The sequence below is a fragment of the Glutamicibacter sp. St.4D3 genome (assembly GCF_059728615.1).
The window spans coordinates 510075-531328 of record NZ_AP039380.1 but is presented as its reverse complement, the minus strand read 5'-3'; the positions used below and the strand labels follow the sequence as shown (position 1 = coordinate 531328).

Genomic DNA, 21254 nt, shown 5'->3' with positions numbered 1-21254 from the left:
AGTTATGCGTCCAGATCGTCGGCCACCGCGCGCAGCACGGTGGCAACCTTCTTGCCGTATGCGTGTTCAGGATAGCGGCCCTTGCGCAGGGTATTGGAAACCTGGTCGAGCAGCTTGATCAGGTCCTCGATCAGCACCGCCTGCTGTTCCGGCTTCTTGCGCTTGGCGCGGGCGACCGACGGGGCCTCATCCAGGATCCGCAGGCTCAGCGCCTGCGGCCCCCGCCGCCCGTCGGCGATACCAAATTCCAACCGGGTGCCAGGGCGCAGGTCCATCACGCCTTCGGGCAGCGCCGACGCGTTAACGTAGATCTCCTTGCCGTCATCGGCCGTGATGAAGCCAAAGCCCTTGGACTTCTCATACCACTTAACCTTGCCACTGGGCACGATCATTTACCTCGTTCTTTTTACTCAGCCACCGGGTCTCCAGCCATCCGGGCCTGGAGCCGTGTTTTCCCCTCGTGCCGCGCGGAGCATCTAACCGGACTGCCTATTGTTCTACCGGGTGCTCGATCGACGGGCGCGATTCAAGTCGAATTAAATAGATTATGTCATTGTCTGCCCCACCGGTTCATCTTTTGACGCCTGAACCCAGCCGAGACAAAGCGGTATCGTTGGTCTATGTGAGTACCCCTTCTGTTGCCATGACCTGGATAACCCGTTTCACCATTGCGCTGGCGGCGGTTTCGACACTTGCGCTCGTCGCGGTGCTGGTCCTGTATTTCCAGCACATCGCCATCCCTCCACTGGTCATGGGCGTCGGATTGTACGGGCTTCCGGTGGCCTTCATCCTCGGCGCCGTGGTTATTGCGTATTCCATTCGGCAACGACGCAGGAGTTAACAGGCGCAGCACCCTTGCCCTTCCAGAGCTCGTCCAGCTAACTCCCAGAAACTGATTGCAGACTGGAACCCATGAGTGCAAAGACACCTGAAGCCAAACTGCTGGTCGTCGACGACGAACCGAACATCCGCGAGCTGCTTTCGACCTCCCTGCGTTTTGCCGGGTTTGAGGTCATCGCCGCCGCCAACGGCCGCGAAGCGCTGGCCGCCGTGGAAGCCGGCGAGCCGGATCTGGCGGTCCTGGACGTCATGCTGCCGGATATGGACGGTTTCACCATCACCCGCAAGCTGCGTGCCGCCGGACGCCATTTCCCGGTTCTGTTCCTCACCGCTCGGGATGACACCACCGACAAGGTCACCGGACTGACCGTGGGCGGCGATGACTATGTCACCAAGCCCTTCAGCCTGGACGAGGTCGTGGCCCGCATCCGTGCGGTCCTGCGTCGCACCCACACCGGCGAGGAAGAAAACGCGACCATCGCCGTCGCCGATCTGGAACTGGATGACGACGCCCACGAGGTGCGCCGCGCCGGGGAAATCATCGATCTGTCCCCCACCGAGTTCAAGCTGCTGCGTTACCTGATGATGAACCCGAACCGGGTGCTGTCCAAGTCGCAGATCCTGGATCATGTGTGGGAGTACGACTTCAACGGGGACGCCTCCATTGTGGAGTCCTACATCTCCTACCTGCGCCGCAAGGTCGACCGTCCCGAGTGGCCGGCACTGATCCAGACCAAGCGCGGTGTCGGTTACCTGATGCGCACCCCGGACCGCCGCTAATGACCCAGTTCGCAACGGCGGACTTGTAAGGTCATTACATGCAGGCTCTGAGACTCTCGTGGCGCCGTACCTCGTTGCGCACCAAACTGGTCATGCTGATGTGCGGCCTGATGATCCTCGGGGTCATCGCCACCGCCGTGGGCTCGGCCCAGTCGCTGCGCATCTCTCTGACCAAGCAGATAGATGACCAGTTGCTGGCGGCCGGGCCCACGCTTTCCTACGGACTGAACCAGGCCTACCGCTATGCCCTGGACGGGGACCGCAACCCGCAACAGCAAACCGGGGTGGACACCACCTTGCTGGGGCTGAACCGCGCGTACGCCGACATCCGGGATGATTCGGGCAAGATCGTGTACATCATGCCGCGCAGCCGGGTTACGCCCACGGGCATGGATTCGCCGTTGCTGGCGCCCGAGCAGACCGCGAAACTGGCCGAAACCCCATGGCATCCGGTCACCGTCCCGGGGATCTATCCGGCCAGCATCGGCTGGCGGGCCATGGTGGTTCCGATGCCCAGTTCCGATGCGAACCTCTTTATTGCATTGCCGTTGGACACGGTGCAGGACACGGTTTCCAAGAGCACGGTTCTGGTGCTGTCCACCGGGTTGTTGGCTACCCTGATCATGTCCATGATCGCCTACGGGGTCACCACACGCGCTTTCCTGCCGTTGGTGCGCGTTGAACGCACCGCGGCGATGATTGCCGATGGTGACTTGACCCAGCGTGTGCGCGATTACCCGCCGGAAACCGAGGTCGGGCGCCTATCGCGCTCCCTGAACGCGATGCTCGCCCAGATTGAGCGGGCATTCAAGGACAGGGAGCATTCCGAACGCAAGATGCGTCGCTTCATCCAGGATGCCTCGCATGAGCTGCGTACCCCGCTGGTGACCATCCAGGGCTACTCCGAGTTCTACCGTCACGGCGGATTGGCGGATTCCGAGGCCCTGGACTCGGCGATGGGCAGGATCGAGGCCGAATCAAAGCGGATGGCCCAACTGGTCGAAGACCTGTTGATGTTGGCCCGGCTCGATGAACAGCGCGCGCTGGAGATGGCACCCGTGGACCTGCTGGTGCTGGGGCAGGACGCGGTGGAAGACACCCGGGTGCGGGCCCCGGAGCGCGAGGTCAAACTGGTGGGTCTGCATTCCTCGGTACCGGCCCCGGCCAGCACGCGCGGGGATGAGGCCCGCATCCGCCAGGTCGTGGCAAATCTGCTGACCAACGCGTTGCGCTACACTCCGCAAGATTCGCCCCTGGAGATCGCGGTCGGCGTGAAGTCCCAGGTTGGTGACCAGATTGATGCGGTGATCCAGATCCGCGATCACGGTCCGGGCATTCCGGAAGAAGACGCGAAGAAGATCTTTGAACGCTTCTACCGCGCCGACAGTTCCCGGCAACGTGAAACCGGCGGCTCGGGGTTGGGACTGGCGATCGTAGCGGCCATCGTGGCACAGCACGGCGGCCACGTGCAGGTGGAGGACACCCCAGGCGGCGGGGCCACCCTCGCAGTACACTTGCCCTACATTCCGGTGGAGGAGCACTACGACGACGATGACGAGGACTAGAGACCGGGCCGGTGCATCACGCCCCGGCCCGGACCAGTTCCGTTTCATGCACCGTCTGATCCACAATCAGTCCACCACCCGCGGTTCAGGACCAGCCCAGCCTTAACGTGGGGGCATCACAACCCCTTGGAAAGGCAGGACCATCGTGAGCACGTTTTCCACCGACACCGGTGACATGCAAATCAAGTCCCAGGCCGTCATGGGAACCATCGACCGGTTGCGCAGTGAAGTGGCGGCCATGCAGATGAACCTTGACCAGTTGCAGGGCACGTGGCAGGGCGCCGCCGCCGCGTCGTTCCAGGCAATTGTCGCCGAATGGCGGGCCACCCATGTGCGCATCGAGGAGTCGCTCTCCTCCATCGCCACGGCCCTGCACCACGCCTCCACCCAATACGAGGAAGTGGAGAACATCAACGCGTCCATGTTTCGCTTCTGAGCCGTGTGCCTGACCCCGTGGACAGCGGGTCGGTAGGCTGGGGCAATGAGCATCCTGATTGACCCACCGCTCTGGCCCGCCCATGGGACCTTGTTCTCCCATGTGGTCTCCGATCATTCGCTGCAGGAACTGCATGAGTTCGCCCGGCGTACCGGCCTGCCGCAGCGGGCCTTCGACCGTGACCACTATGACGTGCCGGAACGCCGGTACCGGCAGCTGGTGGACAGTGGGGCCCAGCCGGTTTCGGGTGGGGAACTGGTGCGCCGGCTGGTGGCGTCCGGGATTCGGGTGCCCGGGCGGCACCGTCCCGAGAAGCTCGACAAAATTCTGCTGCGCCGCTGGGTGCGGACCCTGGAGGTGCCAGGACTGGGCAGGGAGCTGTTGGCAGCCTGGAGCCAGGGGCACCGCAAATACCACGACCGGGTTCACCTCTTGTCGGTCCTTGAGGCCCTGGATGAGCTGATGCCCGAAGACCTGGAGCAGGACGAACGACAGATCCTGGAACTGACCGCCTGGTTCCACGATGCCGTCTACCGGGGCACCGCCCAGGACGAGCAGGACTCCGCCCGCCTGGCCGAAGCCCGGCTCTACGGGCTCATCTCCCCGGGCGCGGTGGGCGAGGTGCGCCGCCTGGTGCTGCTGACCACCACACACCGCCCGCAGGCCGCGGACTATCTGGGGCAGATGTTTTCCGATGCCGACCTTGAGGTGCTGGCCAGGCCACCGGCCGCCTACCAGCGCTACACTGCGGCGATCGCCGAGGAATATTCGCACCTGCCGCAGAAGGACTTTGCCGCCGGACGCTCCCAGATCCTGCAGGCGTTGTTGGACAAGGAACAGATCTTCGCCACCCCCTTGGGCCTGCAGCGCTGGGAAGCGTCCGCCCGGGCGAACCTCAGCCAGGAAATCGAACAGCTCTCGCGCTGGAGCTGAAACACTGCCCGCCGGCCCCAGCCGCGGCAAGGCACCGCAGCGTGCCAGCTGCGGCGGCGGTTAACGGCGAAACCCGCCCCACCGGTTGCGGTGGAGCGGGTTTCGCGCAGTGTTGGGTTGAACGCGGGAGGCTAGAAGCCGCCCATGCCGCCCATGCCTGCCATCTCGTCGGCACCCGGGGCAGCGGCACCGGCCGGAGCCGGCTTGTCTGCCACGACGGCCTCGGTGGTCAGGAACAGGCCGGCGATCGATGCAGCGTTCTGCAGGGCCGAACGGGTCACCTTCACCGGATCGTTCACGCCGGCCTCCAGCAGGTCGGTGTACTCGCCGGTGGCGGCGTTCAGGCCGTGGCCTGCGGACAGGCCCTTGACCTTGTCGGCCACAACGCCCGGCTCCATGCCGGCGTTGGCGGCGATCTGCTTCAGCGGGGCCTCGATGGCAACGCGCACGATGTTCGCACCGGTGGCCTCGTCACCTTCCAGGGTCAGCTTCTCGAAGGCAGCGGCACCGGCCTGGATCAGGGCCACGCCACCGCCGGCGACGATGCCCTCTTCCACGGCAGCCTTGGCGTTGCGCACTGCGTCCTCGATGCGGTGCTTGCGCTCCTTGAGCTCCACCTCGGTGGCGGCGCCGGCCTTCAGCACGGCGACACCGCCGGAGAGCTTGGCGTGGCGCTCCTGCAGCTTCTCGCGGTCGTAGTCCGAGTCGGTGTTCTTGATCTCGGCAGCGATCTGGTTCTTGCGACCCTCGATGGCGTCGGCTTCGCCGCCGCCTTCAACGATGGTGGTCTCGTCCTTGGTGATGACGACCTTGCGGGCGGTACCCAGCACCTCCAGGCCGACGTTGTCCAGGGACAGGCCAACTTCCTCGGAAACGACCTGGCCGCCGGTGAGGATGGCGATGTCGGTGAGCATGGCCTTGCGGCGGTCACCGAAGCCCGGGGCCTTGACGGCGACGGACTTGAACAGGCCACGGATCTTGTTCAGGATCAGGGTGGCCAGGGCTTCGCCCTCGACGTCTTCGGCGATGATCAGCAGCGACTTGTTGGACTGCATGACCTTCTCCAGCAGACCAACCATTTCCTTGACGTTGGAGATCTTGGAGTTGACGATCAGGATGTAGGGGTCTTCCAGGACGGTTTCCTGGCGCTCTGCGTCGGTGACGAAGTAGGCCGAGATGTAGCCCTTGTCAAAGCGCATGCCCTCTGCCAGTTCAAGCTCCAGGCCGAAGGTGTTCGATTCCTCGACGGTGATGACACCCTGCTCGCCGACCTTGTCCAGCGCCTCGGCGATCAGACCGCCGATTTCGTTGTCGCCAGCGGAGATCGAAGCGGTGGCCGCGATCTGCTCCTTGGACTCGACCTTCTTCGCTGCGGTGAACAGCTCGGAGGTGACGGCCTCAACAGCCTTGTCGATGCCGCGGCGCAGCGCGATCGGATCGGCGCCGGCGGCGACGTTGCGCAGGCCTTCCTTCACCAGGGCCTGGGCGAGCACGGTGGCGGTGGTGGTGCCGTCACCGGCGACGTCGTCAGTCTTCTTGGCGACTTCCTTGACCAGCTCGGCGCCGATCTTCTCGTACGGGTCCTCAAGCTCAATTTCCTTGGCAATCGAGACACCGTCGTTGGTGATGGTGGGAGCGCCCCACTTCTTTTCCAGAACAACGTTGCGACCGCGCGGGCCCAGGGTGACCTTCACGGCATCGGCCAGAGTGTTCAGGCCGCGCTCGAGGCCGCGGCGTGCTTCCTCGTCAAATGCAATCATCTTGGCCATAGTGGCTGGTGGTCCTTTCGGGACTAGCTTGCGAAAATGCAACCGCCAGACAGCGCCCGCGACGGACGAGGGTTCCGCGGGCGGCATCGGACCGCGACGCGTACTGGCTCTCGCTATCTGAGGTGTTTCTTGCTCCGGCGCCTCGAATCCGCCGCCGCGAAGGGTGAAGGTCAGCTCCACCCGCCTGCGTTAGCAGTCGAAGCACTAGAGTGCTAATACAAATATTGGCACTCCAGCCCCTCGAGTGCAAGCTAGTCGGCTGTGAGCGTAGGTGCGTCTTACTCGCTGGGCAGCGGGTCATCCGCCCCCAGCACCACGGTGACCGGGTTGGGGATGTTCTGCGTCTGGTAGACGGCCTCGATCTGCAACACCTCGGCCGCCTTTTCGGCGGTCATCCGGTACTGCTCGGTCGTGTAGTAGACCGCGGACTCGGTTTCATCGCGCACCCAGTTGTCCGTGAAGGATCCGGTGAAGCCCTCATCGAGCAGCAGCTGCTGGGCCTGACCGGCAATTCCGGCGACCCCCGCGCCGTTGTAGATCCCCACCCGTACCTGGTACAGCACCAGATCCTCGTCAATGGAGCTGGAGGCCGTGGGCGACTCACTCGGGCTGGGGCTCTCGGAGCTCGGCTCGGCGCTGGCCGAGGCGGTGGGGCTGGGCGTGGGGGTGGACCCCATCAGCTGGTTTTGCCCATTGGGGCCGAAGAAGAAGTAGGAGACGGCGCCGACCAGCAGCACCAGCACAGCGGCAATGGCCACCCAACGGAACTTTCCACCCTTGTCCTTGGAGGCGGCAGCCTGTGCCCAGCCATTGGCATGGTGCGACCCAACGCGGGTGTTGAACTCCGGTACGCGATCGAATTCGTCACGTGGGTAGTTGGTCATTCTCGTCCTTGTTCGATGTCTTGCCGGTCTCCGGGCACGCCTGGCTCAGTAACTGGTCAGTACTTGGCGTTGCCGGTGCGGACACGACGCTTGGTAGTTCGTAGTCTACGCAACCGCTTGACCAGCATCGGATCGTAGGCCAGCGCCGCATCCGTTTCAATAAGCTGATTCAGCAGCTGGTAGTAGTTCGCCGGCGAGATGGAGAACTGCTTGGTGATGGCCTGTTCCTTGGCCCCGGCATACTTCCACCACAGCCGCTCCATGCTCAGGATCTGCTGCGAGCGCTCATCGAGCTCGCTATCTGGATTCATCACGAAATCCACCAAGATGCCTTCATCCGCCATGCTCATCCACCTCGATCCAAACCGTTGGAAACCACTTGGGAACACTCTTCCATCTGGGTATTCCCGGCGCTACGCCATAGACAATTCTAGCCGTTTTCCTCCGCCGGTTCCCGGTGACGCTTCGCACGACGGGCCGCGGCAGGGAAGAATGGTGCCATGAGCTTCGACCAACCGGCCCTGTTCGCCGCATCCGCCGAGCCCGCCGCGGCGAGCTTCACGCCCGAGGATTTCCCGTTCTTCCACGGCGCGGCGGCGATGGCCGAGACCGGGGTCATCGATCCGAGCTGGGTGCCAACGCTGCTGCCGCTGGACCACACGCTGCGCACCCTGGCCCGCCGGCTCTCGGAGCGTTCGCTGACCGGTGAACAGATTCTGCCCGCACCCCGGCTAATGTTGCGTGCCCTGCAGCTACCCGTTCAGCGGGTGAAGGTGCTGATCCTGGGCCAGGATCCCTACCCGACACCGTCCCATCCGGTGGGGCTGAGCTTTTCCACCGACCGGCAGGTTCGCCCGCTGCCGCGCAGCCTGAAGAACATTTACCGGGAACTGGAAGATGACCTGGGCGTGGCGCCGGCGGTCCACGGGGACCTGAGCGCCTGGCAGGAGCAGGGGGTGATGCTGCTGAACCAGACGCTGTCGGTGGGTGCCGGGCAGGCCGGATCGCACCAGAAACTCGGGTGGGATGCGGTGACCAACGCGGTGATTACCACGCTGAACCGCCGTACCCCGGCGGTGGTCGCGATCCTGTGGGGTGCGCACGCCCAAAAACTGGCTCCGGCGATGCCGGCAATGGTTCAGTTGCGCAGCGCCCACCCCTCGCCTCTATCGGCCTCCCGCGGCTTCTTCGGCTCCCGGCCCTTCAGCGCGGTGAACCGTGAACTGCAGCAGCTGGGCCTGCCGCCGGTGGATTGGCAGCTGCCGCCGGCCTAGTCGGCCCGGCGGCATGGTCAGCCAAGGCGTTACCGGCGCCGAATGCGCTTGCGTTCCCGTCCGGCCCCGGCGATCAGCGGACGGCAGAGCGTGTCGCCGAACACGACGCCGCCGGCGATCGAGAGCATGATGGCAAAGGCGTTGAACATCTCCACCAGCGCCTGGTCCATGGCGTCGGTTTCCAGCACGATCCCGTACATGGAACGGAAGATCATCAGGCCCGGCAGCAGGAAGTACACCCCGGGCGAGGCAATCACCAGCTGCGGGGTGCGCAGCTTCTCCGAGGTGAACCGGGCGGCAAAGCCGATCACGGTGGCCACCACGGCCGGGGTGGCCCGCTCCCCCAGCCCCAGCGCATTGCACACCAGCAGCACCAGGTAGCCGATGACCGCGATCACCACGGTGGGCAGCACGAGCTTCTTGGCGGTCTGTTCGGAGATCGCGCCGGCGGCGATGGCCACCGCCACCAGCAGGATCATGAACCACTGCGGATAGGAGATCTGCTGGATCTGGTGCACGTCCACTTCGGTGCCGCCGAGCATAAAACTGATCACCAGGGCCACCGAGATGCCGGTGAGGATCGCCGTATAGATCAGCCCGGCGGAAAACAGTCGGCCCACCGCGGTCACCGGGAAGCCGTTGATCGCGTCCTGCAGGGCCGAGACAAAGCGCACCGAGGGCAGCAACAGCAGGATGCCGCCGGCGACCACCAGTGCCGGGTCAATGGGTGCGTGGACCGCGAAGCCGATCAGCGCCACCGCGGTCACCGCACAGGTGGATGCCGCCACCGTGAAGAATTCGGGCACCCGCCAGCGGTTGCCGAACTTCATGATCTGCGAAACCAGAGAGGAGGAACCGAAGGCGATCAGCGCGCCCAGGGCCGAACCCCCGATGAACAGCACGAACGCGGCGGCGAACACGCCGCGCGCGGTGGCCACGAACCAGCGTGGGAAGGGGCGCGGCTTGCGCATGATCACCTGCAGCCGCGTCGCGGCCTGGGTGATTTCAATGCCCCCGGAAATCACGTCGGAGACCAGCTCGTGCACCAGGCACAGCCCGGCGAAGTTCGCGGTCGAGGAGCGCACTACGCGCAGCACCGAGAACCCGTCCGCGTCGGTCGGGTTGTAGTTCAGGTGGATCGACTGGTTGGTGACATCCACATCCACGTGCTTCAGCCCCAGCGCCGCCGTGACCGCGATGACGCTGGTCTCCACCTCCAGGGCACCGGCCCCGTAGCGGAAAAGCGTTTCGGCCAGATCCAGCGCGAATTCCAGGACCGGGCGGGCCGAAGCCTCGGTGTCCTTGATCTGCGGGTTGGCGTAAGGGGTGCCCTTGAGCCGTTCGACGATGTTCAGCGCCTGGGTGGGCGGGGCGTCGGAAACCCACATCTTGGCCAATAGGCGCCGGGCGACCGGGTTCGCGCGGGTGGGCACCACGGTCACCCCGTCTTCGGTGGTCACCTGGCCGGTCCGGGCCTCCAGGTCGCCGATCTCCGCGGCGGCGATGGTGGCGGTGGGGTCTTCGCGGACCGGTGGGGCATCATGCAGCGGCCACGAAGAGGTGTAGGGCTGGCTTGGTTCGCTGGCTTCCAGAGGGGATCCAAGCCTGATTTCGTTGGCGCTGATGCGTGGCAGACTCGAGACCTTCGGATCCGGGTCCGCCCCCGGATTCACCTGCTCCCGGGGCTCGTTCTCCCGCTCCTGCTGCGCCACCGATCTACCCCCTTAAACGAAGTTGCCTGCTACGACTTCACGATACAACCGCGGCATGGGCTTAGGCTGGATCCATGCTGAGGAAACCGCCCGGGATCTGTGATTTCCAAAACACCGGCTCGGGGGAATGAATCAGCCACCCCGAAGGGTTACCAGAATGCATGTCTTTGCATGAAAGTCTCGAGGAAAGGTGGTTACGGTGAGCACCCAGTCAACCGGGTCAACGAAGCTGGAAATCGGCGTGGAAACCTTCGGTGACATCACCGTGGATGCGAAGGACAAATTGCTGCCACACGGCCAGGTGCTGCGCAACGTAGTCGCCGAGGGACGCCTGGCCGAGGCCTCGGGCCTGGACTTCTTCGGGGTGGGCGAACACCACCGGGACGACTTTGCTATCAGCGCCCCGGAAGTGGTGCTCGGCGCCCTGTCGCAGGTGACTGAACGGATCCGGCTGGGCAGTGCGGTGACCGTGCTCTCCAGCGATGACCCGGTGCGCGTCTACGAACGCTTCGCCACTCTGGACGGGCTCTCTGGCGGCCGGGCGGAGATCATCGCCGGTCGCGGGTCCTTCGTCGAGTCGTTCCCGCTGTTCGGCTACAACCTCACCGACTACGAGACCCTGTTCGAGGAAAAGCTGGAGCTGCTGGCCCGGTTGCGCCACGGCGAACCGGTCAGTTGGAGCGGACAGACCCGTACCGCGTTGGAGGAACAGCAGGTCTATCCGCTGCTGGAGTCCAGCGAACTGCGCACCTGGGTCGGGGTCGGAGGCAGCCCCGAATCGGTGATCCGCGCCGCCCGACACGGTCTTCCGCTGTTCCTGGCGATCATTGGCGGGCAGCCCGCGGCCTTCGAGCCTTTGGTGAGCCTCTACCACAAGGCCCTGGACTCCTTCGGCAAACCGGACCAGCCGGTCGCCGCGCACTTCCATGGTCTGGTGGCCGACAGCGACGAGGAAGCCCTGGAACTGCTGTGGCCGCACTACCAGCGGGCGATGAACCGGCTGGGAGCCGAGCGCGGTTGGCCGCCGGTTTCGAAGATGCGTCTGCAGGCAGCCATGGGGCCGGACGGGGCAATGCTCGCCGGCAGCCCCGACACCGTGGCCCAAAAAATCGCGCGCTTTGCCCAGATGCTGGGTCTGAGCCGGGTGGATATGAAGTATTCCAACGGCACGCTGCCCCACGAAGTGATGATGCACAGCATTGAGCTGTTGGGCACCGTGGTCAAGCCGCGGGTTCACGAACTGCTGGCCCAGTAGCGCGGCGAACCGTTCCCGGCCGGGCCTGCCGAGCAGGAGCTTGCTTGGCGGACCTGGCCGCCAGGAACCGCTTACCCGCTTGGATACGAGAAAACCCCCACAAGATTCTTGTGGGGGTTTTTGGTGGATCTTACTGGACTCGAACCAGCGACCTTTCGCGTGTGAGGCGAACGCTCTAACCAACTGAGCTAAAGATCCAGAAGTGCTTTCCGCAGTTTCTCACCGCGGCACCTAAACGATATTACTGGCATTTTCCGCCGCCACCAAATCGGGGTCGATCCTCCTGCCGACAGGCGTCCCTTTCGGCGCCTTTCCGTGCTTCACGGCGCGGCGTTCGAGGGCCGATAGCCCGCCTTGCCAGCGGTTAACACAGATTTAACATTCCGGACCCCTTTCCCGCTTGTTCCCGACGCTTGGGAACCGCATAATTTTTCTGTGGCTCATTGAGCCGCCAAACTGGGCCCTACAAGGAAGCTGCCGGAAGCCGCCGGCAACGGTCCCCTAAAGGCCAACGAAACCCTCCGTCACCAGGGGTGACGGAAATCTTTTCCTTTCGTTCGTTCTTGACTTCTTAGGACCGATCCCAGTGCTCCCCTTCTTGGACTATGCCCTGTCTGCCATGCCTCCAACCGCCGCCGAGCGCGAGGAGCTGGCCCGCCTCTACCCACGTGTTGACGCCCGCTGGCATCAGAAAATGGACCGCGCCCTGTTGGTGGTCACAGTGCGCGATGCAGGCGCACTGGTTGCGGCGGGGATTGTCCACGACAGCGTGGTGGCTCCCACCGAACTGATGGATGCGGTGGAGCTGGGCTGCATGGTGGTTGATCCGCGCTACCGGCGGATGGGCATTCGACAGCGGGTCGCCGAGATGCGGCTGGCCCATGCCCTGGACGCAGGACGCACTGCGATCACCGTCATTCACGCCGCTAATCCGGCGTCGTGGGCCTTCTACGAGCGCTCCGAGCTGTGGGCCTTGGAGCGCGAGTACGAGTTCGACGGGCAGGGCATGTTCATCTACCAGGCCACCGCCGCAGCCCGCGACTGGGCGAACACCCTCCCCCTGCCCCTTGGAACCGGTCAACCTTCACTGGATCCGGTGCCGGTCCAGGCACAAGACAGGGTCCACCCGGTCCTGCCGACCATTACCGTGCCGCACGCGCTGGGATGCGCGCCGTGTCGTTGCGGTAGCCAACAGACCGACCACGACCTGCACCCGGCTGGTTACTAGCAGCGGGGCTAGAAGAGCGGGTCCTGCAGGTCCGCAGCCGGGTCCTTGCTGGACACGGGCTCCGGGATCCCGTCCCGCCGGGCCCGTGCCACCTCGTGCAGGTCGATGGGAGTCACCTGCAGCACGGTGTCGATCATGGTGGCCATGAACTGTTCGGTGGCCACGTCTTCGGGCACCGTGTCGTGCTCCACCTGCACGGTAGGGTTCGGGTCGGCTTCATCCCAGTCCACCAGCAGCAGACCGGTGGCCGTATAGCCGTAGCCGTCCCCGAAATCACGCAGCTTGCGGATCATATCCACGGTGCGGCGGAACGCGGCCGGTTCGGTGCGCAGGATCGTGGCGCGCTGCACGAAGTAGAAGCCCACGGCAGCCAACGGGTAGCGGGCGCGCAGGTTGGCGGCGTCCCCATACGCTTCCTCGTAGCGGTTGGCCAGGTTCTTCCCGAACGATGAAGTCATTGCCTTGGTGCTCAGCAGCAGTTCCGGGCCCCGCGACCAGTGGGTCATCACCACATCGGTCTGCTTCATGTAGGCCCGGCCCAGGATCCGGGCATCGGTGCTGCCGGCCTTGCCGGCAAGGATCGCCTCGTGAACTTCCTCGGCCAGTCGTTCGGGCAGCCGGCGCAGCAGGTCCAGGATGTCGGAGGAAAGCACCCGCGGCGCCTCGGTGCGCGGCCACACCAGATCCTGATCGAACCCGGCACGCCGCAGCTCGTGGGCCAGCCACGCATCCACTGCCTGGGCAAAGCGGCCGGAACGGGTGACGGCCTTGGATCGCACCGGGATGCTCAGCAACTGTTCAAGCAGCGAGTAGGACGGCTGGAACTGCTGTTGCGCTGCCCCTTTCAGCAACCAGGGAGAGTCTTTGGCGGCGCTGGAGAGCACCGTATCGAATTCGGCAAAGGCCAGCGTCTTCTCGTGCCCCATCTGGTTCCTAGTTCCCCGTTTCCCTGCCGTTGGAGTTGTTCATTCCGGTCTCGGCACTCTTCCCTGCCTGCACCGCGTGCCCGATGTTGGCCTGCGCCTTCCGCACCGCCTTGCCGCGCAGCTTGCGCCGCTGCAGCAGATGGGTGCGGGAGTCCTCCAGGCAGCAGCGGGCCGCCGCGTCCAGGCCGAGCATCCGGCCCAGCACGATCTCGTCCACCAGCGCGCTGGCCTGCAGCTTCTGTCCGGCCCGCAGCAGCCTGGCAACCTCCGGCCGAATGGCACGCAGCGCCGGGGCGTGTTCCTGGACCAGGTGTGGGCTGGGCACCGGCAGCCGGTCGGCCTCCGAGGGTTCCAGCTTCAGGATCCCTCCGCCATAGGAGCGGCCCACAATCTCGGCGCCCAGCATGGTCAGCGTGTTCAGGGACGCCAGCGGCAAAAGTTCCCGGCCCACCTCACGCACATCCGCCCCCAGGTAGACCCCGTGGATGGAGTTGATGTGATGCACCTGGGCATGGTTCGTGGTCAGTCTGGGGGTATCGGCGTTCATGTAGGTCATGAACAAATCCGGCACCGCCAGGATCGGAACCCGCCACCAGGGGGAGCGCACCCGGCACTTGTACGCCGAGTCGACGCCCAGCTGCTGCCCGGCGGAAATCAGCTCCTGACCCGCTGGGGAGGCAGAGCCCTGCGGGCGGAACAAGTAGGTGGCTGCACCGTGCTCACGCAACCGCTCCCAGTCCTCCTGCCCCAGTTCCAGTCCGCGAAGGTGGCGGGAACCCGGTGGGGAAATGCGGATCAGGTCCTGCTCGGCCAGCCCCAGCTCGGCCACGTCCGGTTCGCTGAGCGTAAACCACTTGTTGTTCCCGGTCACGGCCCCCAGGGAGGTTTCACCCCAGGTCTGCAGCGGAACGAATTCGGCGTTGGCCAGTGCGGTGTCGTAGATGCCGCGCGCTTCCAGGGAGGCCAGCGAACTGGTCCAGCGTTCGGCCGGGTCACTCACCGGATGCAGCACCCCGGGCTCCAGGCTTTGCAGGCCCAGGGCGTTGTGCACCTGGTGCAGCCGGAACGCCCCGCTGCCCGGCTGCCCGTACCCGTCGGCCAGCAGCAGCACCACTTCCTCCTGGGCGTCGGCGAACACCCGCTCCTGGAACAGCACCAGGCTGACGGTGCTGAAGCGTTCGAGCAGCATGGCGCGCACCGGGGCCGCATAGTTCACAAACATCAGCTCGGCGGGCAGCACCAGCGCCAGGCGTCCGCCTGGCCGCAGGAAAGTGGTTGCGTGGGCCACGAATGCGGCCCACACCGAGGCCAGTTCGTTCAGCTCCACTCCGGCCGCCCGGGCCGCGCGGCGGGAGAGCTCACGGTCGGCCCCGCGGTGCAGCTGGTAGCGCACGTAGGGCGGGTTGCCGATCACCGCGTCCATGTCCTGGCGGCCGGTGACCTCAAAGAAGTTAGCGCAGCGGATTTGCGCGCTGGCCCCGTGCTCGGCCAGGATCCGTTCGGCGGCGAGCACCGACGGCTCATGCAGTTCAATGCCGTGCAGGCTGGCGGCCCCGCGCCCGTCATCAAGCAGTTCATGCGCGACGGTCAGGAACTGTGCTTCTCCGCAGGAAGGTTCCAGGACCCGGCGAGCGCCCTGGTCCAGTGCCCAGCCGGTCATGAAGCGTGCTATGGGTTCCGGGGTGAAGTAGGCGCCGCGCCCATGCCGGGCCGCGGCTGCTGCCTTTACTTGTTCACTGCTCAACACGCTTTGATCTTTCCATGGCTCGCCGACACTTTAGCCCGGTTCTGCCCCATCCGGCGGCCCGGTTCCGTTCCCGACCGCAAGGCGAGTGCGGCAACGGCCGTATCCGACCAATCCTATCCACAACCAGGTTCACCGCGCCCCTGCGGATGTCACCGCACGGGGCCCGGGATCAGGCTTGCTGGGCGCTGCGGCCCTGGCGGATCCGGCGGATCCCCAGCACGATGCCAGTCACGACACTGCCCACCAGCAAGCCGGCGACGCAGGAGAGCCCGGTGTTCACCAGCCACCCGATAACCGGACCAGCGGAGCCGGTGGCTCCGGCGGCCGCCAGTTCCAGGTGGTGCACCAGCGCGTAGGGGGCATGCCAGCCCAGCTCGTCCAGACCGACCAGTATGATGTGTCCGCCAACCCAGAGCATGGCCACCACACCGACCTTGCCCAGCACGGACATGATCACCGGCATCGCCTTGACCAGGGCCCGGCCGATCAACTGCAGGAAGTGGGAGGTGCGCTGGGCCAGGTGCAGACCGACATCATCCATCTTCACGATCAGCCCGACCACCCCGTACACCACAATGGTCATGCCCAGGGCCACCGCGATCAGGATCATGGTGCGCATCCAAAAGCCCTCGGCGGCGACCTCGTTCAGGGAGATCACCATGATCTCCGCAGACAGGATCAAGTCCGTGCGCACCGCGGCACCGATGATCGACTTTTCATCGCGCACCTGTTCGCCGGACACCGGGTCGTGGTGGCGGATGATGTGCAACAATTCCAGCACCTTCTCCGCCCCTTCGAAGACAAGGTAGGTGCCGCCCAGCATCAGCAAGGGGGTTAGCGCCCAGGGGGCAAACTGTGAGAGCAGCAGCGCCAGCGGCAGGATGATCAGCAGCTTGTTGCGGATTGAGCCCAGCGCAATCTTCCACACGATTGGCAGCTCGCGCTTGGGCGAAATTCCGGCCACATATTGCGGGGTGACCGCGGCATCATCCACCACGACACCCAGCGCCTTGCTGCTGGCCTTTCCGGCGCCCAAGGCCACATCGTCCAATGAGGTGGAGGCCAGCTTGACCAGAGCCGCGATGTCGTCGAGGAGTGCTACCAGTCCACCGGCCATCGTTCGTCCTTTGCTCGAAGAAGGTTTCGGGCTTACGCCGGCTTCCAGAATACCGAGTCAACTCCCCCGCTGAGCCTGCGGCACCACCGCATGCGGGTTGTTCTCAGCACACTTTTGTCTTCGAACCAGCTTCCGGCGAGCGCCCCGGACGTACACGAGCGCTGTCTTTGGTCGAAGTGGGGCACCGGGTTCCGCAGAAAGTCGGTTTCTCAGCTCCTCACATCGGCTCCCGAACGCTTAGGAACGGGCCGACAAGCTCGCGCCGAACGGTTGTGGTTCCACCATCTGTGCCCCAGTGGTTGCGGCGGTTGGTGCGACCAGTGGCTGGGCGAACCTGGGCGGCAGGGCGTGGGCGACCGCACTGTAAGGCCAGTACTTCACCCGAAATGTAACCGAACCGCTTCGCCTGGCCCGGTCAAAGAAGGAACTGATTATGGTTCCAGGGGCTTCCAGTCCTACTACCTGCAGGACTGGGGTAGGCAATGAAACATGCAGAAACCGCAACTGGTCGCTGATTGGGTCAATCATTGCGACCAGGCTCGGTCCTTCGTGGACGGAGACCAACCCCATCACATCATCCAGTGGTTCCCGGGGCCCGGTCATAATGACCGGCATGCCCGGCATCCAACCGTGTTGCTGCAGGTATTGGCGACCATGGCGGGTTCCGATCAGTTCCGAGACCAGCTGTGCGGTACGTGACCGGGCGACTCGATCTGGCATTTGTCCTAACCTCCACAACTCGCAACTTCCAGAATGTCCCCATCAGTCACGCTGCGTGTGAGTGGAACCGACTACGAGCAGCAACGCAAGAACGGTTGCCACAACAACGGCAGGTGTAGGGAGAAGATAGCCGCGTAGATTCAGATCTTCCAGATTTTTGAGGATTCTCTCAGGGTACCGATGTCCCTCGGGCGGCGAACGCGATGGTTACCGGACGACAGAGGGCCAGCCCTGCACGCTCAAGTCAGCCCTAATGGCGGGAAGGTTGAGCGTTGGGAAAGGGAAAAGCAAAACCCCCGGGAACATGCTCGAACGCGCATGCTCGCCGGGGCGAAGAGAGCCCCCTACCGGATTCGAACCGGTGACCTTCAGTTTACAAGACAGACGCTCTGGCCAGCTGAGCTAAGGAGGCGTACCGAATAAGAATATCGGAACTGCCACCGGCGGGCGAATTCGCCCCTCACAGCGCCAGCCGAAAGCTGCTCTCTTAACGGCCGAAGGGAGCCCGCGTCATAGCGGACTCCCCACGGCTTCTTGGGTGCGAGATCAATACGGGATCCTACCCGATCCTCCCGCGAACCCCCAAGAGGTTAGGCGTTGGCCTTCATGGCCGCTTCGACCTGGGCCACGAAGTCATCCTGGCCCAGCACGAATTCCTTGTCCTGGACAAAGATCGTCGGGGTACCGGCGATGCCGTCAGCCTGGGCGGCTGCGGTGGTGTACTGCACGAACGGGCGGAAGTTGCCGTCATCGATGCACTTGGAGACGTCCACGCCCTTGGACTTGGCCAACTCTGCCAGCTGGGCATTCTTCATCTCGCCCTGCTCGTAGTGGTCAAAGACGCCCTCGACAAAACCGAGGTAGGCCGAAGGGTCGGCATCGGCAACGCAGGCCATGGCGTTGGCCGCACGTGAGGAGTAGTTCGTGGCCGAACCACGATCCAGGTAACCGACCATGCGGTATTCCACGGTGACCTTGCCATCAGCCAGCCACTGGTGCAGCTGCTGGCCGTAGGTCTTTTCAAAGTCCGCGCAGTGAATACAGTTCGCATCGGCGTAAATGGTGATGTTCACCGGTTCGCCCTTGGCCCCCACCTTCAGGTCGCGTGGCTTGGGTTCCGCACCCTGCTGTGCTTCGCCAGCGTTGTTGACATCCACGTTGACTTCGGAAGTTGAGGCGAACTCGGTGTCCGAAACCAGGGTGATGCCGCCGGCGGCGTTGCCGCCCTTCGGAGCCGTCCCCGAATCGGCGACCTTGCCGCTTTGGTTCTGCAGGATCAGTACGACCACCAGCGCGATCACCACGACCACTGCGGCGACGACGCCCAGCTTGACGAACAGCGACTTGCGCTTCTCCGCCGCTTCCTGGGCAGCTCGGATCTGCGCGGCCTTTTCGCGCGCGCCGGCCTGCCGTTCAGACTTGGACGGCCGGGGGTTTGTTGAAGACATATTCTCTGAGTCCTTGCTCTGCGACAGACTGAATTCGAGACAATCCTAGCCAATCCATTGGCGCAAAGTCGCGCCAATGGCGCCCTTGAGAGCGCTTCACAGCACTCACTTATGCTTCCCAAATATGCCGCTCAGCCGGCAGCGCGGATCCGTCGCCAACTGGAGACACAAATATCCATCCAAGTTTCCTTCGTCACATTGATTCACTAGGCTCATGAGGTAATGGGGTCCCCGACGTTAGTAGAATTCGTCGTGGAACCATCGTGCGCAGATGAATCACCGAATGCGCGAATCACGACATTCAGGAGGTCAATCGTGAGCCAGGACGCTGAGATCCAGATCCCGGATACGGACTATGATTTCGTGGTGGTCGCCAACCGTCTGCCGGTTGACCGCATCACCAATGAGGACGGTTCGCCAGGATGGCGCCGCTCCCCCGGTGGGCTGGTGACGGCATTGGCTCCCATCATGGCGGCCTCCACCGGCGCCTGGGTCGGGTGGCATGGCGCCACCGACGAGGTGCTGGAGGATTTCGACAAGGACGAAATCCACATGGTGCCGGTTCCGCTCTCCGAAGAGGACCTGCAGCTGTACTACGAAGGCTTCTCCAACTCGACCCTGTGGCCGCTGTACCACGATGTGATTGTGCCCCCGGAATACCACCGCACCTGGTGGGAGAACTACCGCAAGGTCAATCGCCGCTTTGCCGACGCGGTGCTGCGGGTGGCGGCCCGCGGCGCGACTGTGTGGGTGCACGACTACCAGCTGCAGCTGGTGCCCAAGATGCTGCGTGAGGCCCGCCCGGATCTGCGCATCGGGTTCTTCAACCACATCCCGTTCCCGCCGGCCAGCTTGTTCTCCCAGCTGCCCTGGCGCCGCCAGATCCTGGAGGGCCTGGCCGGAGCCGACCTGGTGGGCTTCCAGCGCGAAACCGACGCGGCAAACTTCGTGCGCGGGCTGCGCCGCTACACCAACTACTCGGTCAAGGGCCATGAGGCGACCCCGGATGCCTCGCACAGCGTTCAGAACGTGTGCCGCGCCGCCGCCCACCCGATCTCCATCGACACCGCTGATGTGGCCGAGCTGTCCAAGGATCCGCAGATCCAGGAACGCGCCCGCCAGATCCGTGAGGGCCTGGGCAACCCGAAGACCGTGATGCTGGGTGTGGACCGCCTGGACTACACCAAGGGGATCCGCCACCGCTTGAAGGCCTACGGGGAGATCCTGGCCGACAAGCAGCTCAAGGCCGGCGAGGTCTGCCTCATTCAGGTCGCCAGCCCCAGCCGCGAGAACGTGGACCGCTACATCCAGCTGCGCAACCAGGTCGAGCTGATGGTCGGCCAGATTACCGGCCAGCACGACACGCTCAGCCACACCACGGTGCGCTACCTGCACCATTCCTACCCGATGCGCGAGATGATTGCCATGTACCTGGCGGCCGACGTGCTGCTGGTGACCTCGCTGCGCGACGGTATGAACCTGGTCGCCAAGGAGTACGTGGCCGCCCACCAGGACGGCAAGGGCGTGCTGGTGCTCTCCGAGTTCACCGGCGCGGCCGACCAGCTGACCCAGGCGGTGCTGGTCAACCCGCACGACATTGACGGGATGAAACAGCGTATTGTGGATGCCGCGAACATGTCGCCGCAGGAGCAGTCACGGCGTATGCGCCGGATGTTCCGCCACCTGGAGGAGCACGACGTAATGCGGTGGTCGAACAAGTTCCTGGAGGAACTCGCGGCCATCAAGTCGCGCGTCAAGGCCTAACCGGTGTCGCGGCCCGCGATAGAACAGACACATGGACAGAAGCATGGATGGATCATTGGTCTCAGCCCTTAGCCCCGAGCTGCGTCGGGCCCTCACCGGCCTGTCGGGCACTTCACCCCTGGTGATTGCCCTGGATTTTGACGGCACCATGTCCCCGCTGGTGGACCGCCCGGAGGATGCGCGACCGCTGCCGGCCTCCGCCGCTGCGGCCCAGCTGCTGGCCGGGCTGCCCGGGGTGATCACCGCCCTGATTTCCGGCCGTGACCTGCGCTCCCTGGAGGCCGTCTACCCGGCGCCGCGGCCCCAGGTGCTCATCGGCTCGCACGGTGCCGAGCGGGTTCTGCCTGAATTCCTGAACACCGATGCCCAGCACATTGACCTGGATGCCCAGCAGGAGCAGCTGCTGCAGGACACCACCCAGATCCTGGGCGAGATCTCCGATGCCTTCGACGGCACTTCGCTGGAGTACAAGCCGGCCTCCACGGTGCTGCACATCCGCCAGGCCGACCCGGTCACTGGGCAGGCCGCTCTGGATGAGGCGCACCGCCAGCTGCAGGCCGTTTCCGGGCTGCGGTTGTTGGCCGGCAAGGCGGTGCTGGAGGCCAGCGTGCTGAAGACGACCAAGGGCCAGGCCCTGCAGTGGCTGCGCACCGTCACCGGCGCCCAGTCGCTGATCTTCGTGGGCGACGACGTCACCGACGAAGACGGCTTCAACGCCCTGGGTGAGGGGGACCTGGGAATCAAGGTCGGGGCCGGTCAAACGGCGGCGCATTTCCGGATCGACGCTCCGGCGGATCTTCCCGAACTGCTGGAATACCTGGTCGAGCTGCGCAGCTAGCCGGCGCGAAGATCCAGC

General features: G+C 64.5%; 19 protein-coding genes and 2 tRNA genes. 10 read left to right on the top strand and 11 right to left on the bottom strand.

Annotation, left to right across the window (positions count from 1 at the left end):
* Positions 1–2: 2 nt before the first annotated feature.
* Entirely contained in the window at positions 3–386 is a 384-nt protein-coding gene (locus AC6I21_RS02520) for a cold-shock protein (RefSeq protein WP_054820557.1), read from the bottom strand.
* Between the two features lie 167 nt (positions 387–553).
* Between AC6I21_RS02520 and AC6I21_RS02515 the strand changes: the two genes are divergently transcribed.
* The 5 genes from AC6I21_RS02515 (at position 554) to AC6I21_RS02495 (ending at position 4554) form a co-directional block, all read left to right on the top strand.
* On the top strand, positions 554–841 hold the full coding sequence (locus AC6I21_RS02515; RefSeq protein WP_138925645.1) for a hypothetical protein: 288 nt from the start codon (positions 554–556) through the stop codon (positions 839–841).
* A gap of 71 nt (positions 842–912) precedes the next feature.
* On the top strand, positions 913–1620 hold the full coding sequence (locus AC6I21_RS02510; RefSeq protein ID WP_138174838.1) for a response regulator transcription factor: 708 nt from the start codon (positions 913–915) through the stop codon (positions 1618–1620).
* Positions 1621–1658: 38 nt separating this feature from the next.
* Complete coding sequence (locus AC6I21_RS02505) at positions 1659–3185, top strand: sensor histidine kinase (protein WP_497763034.1); 1527 nt, start codon at positions 1659–1661, stop codon at positions 3183–3185.
* Between the two features lie 145 nt (positions 3186–3330).
* Positions 3331–3621, top strand: a complete 291-nt coding sequence (locus AC6I21_RS02500) for a WXG100 family type VII secretion target (RefSeq protein ID WP_138174842.1) — start codon at positions 3331–3333, stop codon at positions 3619–3621.
* Between the two features lie 45 nt (positions 3622–3666).
* Entirely contained in the window at positions 3667–4554 is an 888-nt protein-coding gene (locus tag AC6I21_RS02495) for a DUF4031 domain-containing protein (RefSeq protein ID WP_497763033.1), read from the top strand.
* A 131-nt stretch (positions 4555–4685) separates the two neighbouring features.
* On the opposite strand, the gene groL is transcribed toward AC6I21_RS02495, so the two are convergent.
* From groL to AC6I21_RS02480, 3 genes are all read right to left on the bottom strand, one after another.
* Positions 4686–6323, bottom strand: a complete 1638-nt coding sequence (gene groL / locus AC6I21_RS02490) for a chaperonin GroEL (RefSeq protein ID WP_138174846.1) — start codon at positions 6321–6323, stop codon at positions 4686–4688.
* Between the two features lie 278 nt (positions 6324–6601).
* On the bottom strand, positions 6602–7207 hold the full coding sequence (locus tag AC6I21_RS02485; RefSeq protein ID WP_497763032.1) for a LytR C-terminal domain-containing protein: 606 nt from the start codon (positions 7205–7207) through the stop codon (positions 6602–6604).
* Between the two features lie 56 nt (positions 7208–7263).
* Positions 7264–7551: a DUF3263 domain-containing protein gene (locus AC6I21_RS02480; protein ID WP_138174850.1), complete on the bottom strand. Its 288-nt coding sequence runs from the start codon at positions 7549–7551 to the stop codon at positions 7264–7266.
* A gap of 156 nt (positions 7552–7707) precedes the next feature.
* Between AC6I21_RS02480 and AC6I21_RS02475 the strand changes: the two genes are divergently transcribed.
* The gene (locus tag AC6I21_RS02475) at positions 7708–8481 is read left to right on the top strand and encodes a uracil-DNA glycosylase (RefSeq protein WP_497763031.1); all 774 of its coding nucleotides are present in this window, start codon (positions 7708–7710) and stop codon (positions 8479–8481) included.
* A gap of 29 nt (positions 8482–8510) precedes the next feature.
* On the opposite strand, the gene AC6I21_RS02470 is transcribed toward AC6I21_RS02475, so the two are convergent.
* The gene (locus tag AC6I21_RS02470; protein WP_497763030.1) at positions 8511–10193 is read right to left on the bottom strand and encodes a threonine/serine exporter family protein; all 1683 of its coding nucleotides are present in this window, start codon (positions 10191–10193) and stop codon (positions 8511–8513) included.
* Between the two features lie 199 nt (positions 10194–10392).
* On the opposite strand from AC6I21_RS02470, the gene AC6I21_RS02465 reads away from it, so the two are divergent.
* Positions 10393–11448, top strand: a complete 1056-nt coding sequence (locus AC6I21_RS02465) for an LLM class flavin-dependent oxidoreductase (protein WP_497763029.1) — start codon at positions 10393–10395, stop codon at positions 11446–11448.
* Between the two features lie 121 nt (positions 11449–11569).
* On the opposite strand, the gene AC6I21_RS02460 is transcribed toward AC6I21_RS02465, so the two are convergent.
* Positions 11570–11646: transfer RNA gene (locus tag AC6I21_RS02460), tRNA-Val, on the bottom strand.
* 388 nt (positions 11647–12034) lie between these two features.
* Here AC6I21_RS02460 and AC6I21_RS02455 point away from each other — a divergent pair.
* The gene (locus tag AC6I21_RS02455; protein ID WP_497763028.1) at positions 12035–12676 is read left to right on the top strand and encodes a GNAT family N-acetyltransferase; all 642 of its coding nucleotides are present in this window, start codon (positions 12035–12037) and stop codon (positions 12674–12676) included.
* Between the two features lie 8 nt (positions 12677–12684).
* Here the strand turns inward: AC6I21_RS02455 and AC6I21_RS02450 are convergent, their stop codons facing one another.
* The 5 genes from AC6I21_RS02450 to AC6I21_RS02430 all read right to left on the bottom strand — a co-directional run bounded on the left by AC6I21_RS02450 (position 12685) and on the right by AC6I21_RS02430 (position 18634).
* Positions 12685–13602, bottom strand: coding sequence for a hypothetical protein (locus AC6I21_RS02450; protein ID WP_343831571.1), 918 nt, complete (start codon positions 13600–13602; stop codon positions 12685–12687).
* 7 nt (positions 13603–13609) lie between these two features.
* Complete coding sequence (locus AC6I21_RS02445) at positions 13610–15349, bottom strand: HsdM family class I SAM-dependent methyltransferase (protein ID WP_497763027.1); 1740 nt, start codon at positions 15347–15349, stop codon at positions 13610–13612.
* A 169-nt stretch (positions 15350–15518) separates the two neighbouring features.
* The gene (locus AC6I21_RS02440) at positions 15519–16466 is read right to left on the bottom strand and encodes a DUF808 domain-containing protein (protein WP_138925638.1); all 948 of its coding nucleotides are present in this window, start codon (positions 16464–16466) and stop codon (positions 15519–15521) included.
* 1058 nt (positions 16467–17524) lie between these two features.
* Positions 17525–17598, bottom strand: a tRNA-Thr gene (locus AC6I21_RS02435).
* A gap of 178 nt (positions 17599–17776) precedes the next feature.
* Positions 17777–18634, bottom strand: a complete 858-nt coding sequence (locus AC6I21_RS02430; protein ID WP_497763026.1) for a DsbA family protein — start codon at positions 18632–18634, stop codon at positions 17777–17779.
* A 315-nt stretch (positions 18635–18949) separates the two neighbouring features.
* Between AC6I21_RS02430 and AC6I21_RS02425 the strand changes: the two genes are divergently transcribed.
* Positions 18950–20398: an alpha,alpha-trehalose-phosphate synthase (UDP-forming) gene (locus tag AC6I21_RS02425; RefSeq protein WP_246049696.1), complete on the top strand. Its 1449-nt coding sequence runs from the start codon at positions 18950–18952 to the stop codon at positions 20396–20398.
* A 55-nt stretch (positions 20399–20453) separates the two neighbouring features.
* The gene (otsB, locus tag AC6I21_RS02420) at positions 20454–21236 is read left to right on the top strand and encodes a trehalose-phosphatase (protein ID WP_497763025.1); all 783 of its coding nucleotides are present in this window, start codon (positions 20454–20456) and stop codon (positions 21234–21236) included.
* The last annotated feature ends 18 nt before the right edge of the window (positions 21237–21254 follow it).

Bases quoted from the DNA above. Each gene is read 5' to 3' on its own strand.
- AC6I21_RS02510 (WP_138174838.1), top strand. From the start codon at position 913: ATGAGTGCAAAGACACCTGAAGCCAAACTGCTGGTCGTCGACGACGAA.
- AC6I21_RS02505 (WP_497763034.1), top strand. From the start codon at position 1,659: ATGCAGGCTCTGAGACTCTCGTGGCGCCGTACCTCGTTGCGCACCAAA.
- AC6I21_RS02495 (WP_497763033.1), top strand. From the start codon at position 3,667: ATGAGCATCCTGATTGACCCACCGCTCTGGCCCGCCCATGGGACCTTG.
- groL (WP_138174846.1), bottom strand. From the start codon at position 6,323: ATGGCCAAGATGATTGCATTTGACGAGGAAGCACGCCGCGGCCTCGAG.
- AC6I21_RS02485 (WP_497763032.1), bottom strand. From the start codon at position 7,207: ATGACCAACTACCCACGTGACGAATTCGATCGCGTACCGGAGTTCAAC.
- AC6I21_RS02480 (WP_138174850.1), bottom strand. From the start codon at position 7,551: ATGGCGGATGAAGGCATCTTGGTGGATTTCGTGATGAATCCAGATAGC.
- AC6I21_RS02475 (WP_497763031.1), top strand. From the start codon at position 7,708: ATGAGCTTCGACCAACCGGCCCTGTTCGCCGCATCCGCCGAGCCCGCC.
- AC6I21_RS02450 (WP_343831571.1), bottom strand. From the start codon at position 13,602: ATGGGGCACGAGAAGACGCTGGCCTTTGCCGAATTCGATACGGTGCTC.
- AC6I21_RS02440 (WP_138925638.1), bottom strand. From the start codon at position 16,466: ATGGCCGGTGGACTGGTAGCACTCCTCGACGACATCGCGGCTCTGGTC.
- AC6I21_RS02430 (WP_497763026.1), bottom strand. From the start codon at position 18,634: ATGTCTTCAACAAACCCCCGGCCGTCCAAGTCTGAACGGCAGGCCGGC.